This is a genomic window from Oleiphilus sp. HI0132, assembly GCF_001635845.1.
This window is the reverse complement of the sequence record NZ_LWGJ01000023.1, coordinates 1-2,249: the sequence shown is the minus strand read 5'-3', so window position 1 is coordinate 2,249 and position 2,249 is coordinate 1. Positions and strand designations below refer to the sequence as shown.

Genomic DNA, 2,249 nt, shown 5'->3' with positions numbered 1-2,249 from the left:
GATAGGGGGAGCTGGGCTTCTGCGCGGCGATCAAAAGCAATGCTAGCGACCAACTCGGCGCGATGGTCGAAAGGAATACACGGATAAAGTACGTGTTTGTGAACAAAAATATAATAAGAACTAGAGCTACCGGCCGGTGCTTCCTTGCGAATGTCGCTTAGCTCAGTCTCGCTCAATAACGAGCTTTGCCAAGGGATTAGGCGTTCACTAAGGTCAATTGAAGCGCTGCCGAAGATGTCGCAAAGTTCTTGTGCCAAGCCTTCGGGGCCTTTAGATGCACTGTCGTAGAGCTTTAAGGTGAGCACTGAGCTGTCAAGGGGCGCTTTTTTTATAGAACTGCTATACACGTTTTATTCCGAAACTTATCTATCAATGCTGTTAAAGCGTTTGTCTTTTATCTAGTGCGTTTATAAGTGAGCATCATAGGGAATTTTAAGCAACAAATCGGTCTTGACACTTTGTTTTTGTGACAAGACTTCTTAATAAGTAGAAGTACGTGGTGATTCTGTGATCTTATCGCACTGAATTTATAGGGCTTCGTCACAGCGGTACTTACTTGGCTAAGTTCGTGTTTAAGAGGGATGACATTTGAATAGCCTTCATTGATTGAGTTGGATCATGTCTCATATTCCAGAAAACATGCTAATCTGAAGATCTTCACTTACGGAGATCATGTATGAGTCATACTGTTGAAGGTCAAGAGACCCATAAACATTGGGGGCGTCTAGGGCGCTCCATCCTCAATGGAGTGATAGGTGACTACCTTGAAAAAGAATGTAACCCTTTGGCTATCCAGATGGGCTTTTATTACCACTACAAACGCTTGGTCTTAAATGAACACCTCGTTCATCAGCTGGATGCGCCGTTAAGTAATAAGGTGGTTGTATTTGTTCATGGGCTAACAAACCTGGAAACGGTTTGGGATTACCACCTAAAGGCTCCCAGTGAAGGGGAATCTCTCGTCGATCATTATATTGATAGCTGTTTCGACTATAAAGGCGGCGATGTCAGGGAAAACTATGGTACAAAGTTGCAGGAAGATTTTGGTTATACACCGTTCTATCTTCGCTACAATACCGGACTTTCTTTAGAAAAAAATGGTCGTCTTCTGGCAAAGCAACTGACTCAATTGCACGAAGCCTACCCGATTAATATTGATGAACTGATGCTTGTCGGTTTCAGTATGGGCGGACTCTTACTTCGACATGCTCAATATTGTGCCATCCAAACTGATATGCCTTGGCTCTCGAACTTAAGTAAATGTATGTACTTGGGTACACCGCACGAAGGCTCACCGCTTGAAAAGTTTGGCCACTTTAGCGGTGAAATCGTTCGACACTTTCCTCGGGATTACATTAGCCATTGGGCTGATTGGATTGATCGGCGGAGTGAAGGTATTCAAGATTTAAAGCATGGCTTGAAGTTTTTTGCTCCATCTGAAGACATTGAGTCGTCATGTGCGAGTTTCTATGATCAGGCTCGTCATTACTTTATTAGTGGTAGTGTTGGAAAGAATGAAGATAGCTTTATTAGCAGAGTGATGGGGGGTAGCTTGGTCAGACAGGGTAGTGCTAACCCGGGCTCTGCGCCAACACATAGCTAAAACGCTCACTTTGAAGGCCTGCCACATATTCCATTGGCGCACTCTGACCGCGTGTACCAGCAGATAGCATGCTGGGTTGATGAAGATGAGCGAAGATTGCGTACACGTCATGCGGGGAAAGCGCTCGATTTAATCAACTATCAGGTAATACGTAAACCCTATATCCCCGAAGCTGGGCAGCAAGATGTGTCCAATCAAGCTTTATTAGCAGGCACTATCGATTTGATGGCGAGCGCTTACGATAAAACGGTAGAAACAGTTGAGACGGTTCATTACTCAATTGCTGAAGAGCCCTTTTATGTGATGCAAAAATTACCCGTAGTGAGTCAAATAGCCAAACCTATTGAAGCCGTGCACCGAGATATTCTGGATATCGTCTATCGTTCACTAAGAGGTGGCGGCAAGCTTGTCCATCGTGCGGCTAAATTGCTTACCCCGGATGACCTTGCACAAGCTAGACCTAATGCATAGTTTTTACTTTGCCTTTCTATTACCATAAGTAGTGCTATCATAAAAATAACCCAAGCTTTTTCCACCACTTACATAATAAATTTAAGGTGAGTTACATGCCTATGCGTTTTATGTCTGCTTTTAGACACTTTTTACCTATGATTGTCTGCGCGATGCTGGCTGGACTGCTCTCTGG

General features: G+C 44.1%; 3 protein-coding genes. 2 read left to right on the top strand and 1 reads right to left on the bottom strand.

Annotation, left to right across the window (positions count from 1 at the left end):
• Positions 1-347: hypothetical protein (locus A3766_RS00435; RefSeq protein WP_156508570.1), on the bottom strand; the 347-nt coding region annotated here is incomplete at its 3' end.
• Between the two features lie 329 nt (positions 348-676).
• Between A3766_RS00435 and A3766_RS00430 the strand changes: the two genes are divergently transcribed.
• Complete coding sequence (locus A3766_RS00430) at positions 677-1,603, top strand: triacylglycerol lipase (RefSeq protein WP_068510948.1); 927 nt, start codon at positions 677-679, stop codon at positions 1,601-1,603.
• 51 nt (positions 1,604-1,654) lie between these two features.
• A complete protein-coding gene (locus A3766_RS00425; protein WP_068510945.1) occupies positions 1,655-2,074 on the top strand; it encodes a hypothetical protein in 420 nt (139 codons plus the stop codon).
• Positions 2,075-2,249: the final 175 nt, after the last annotated feature.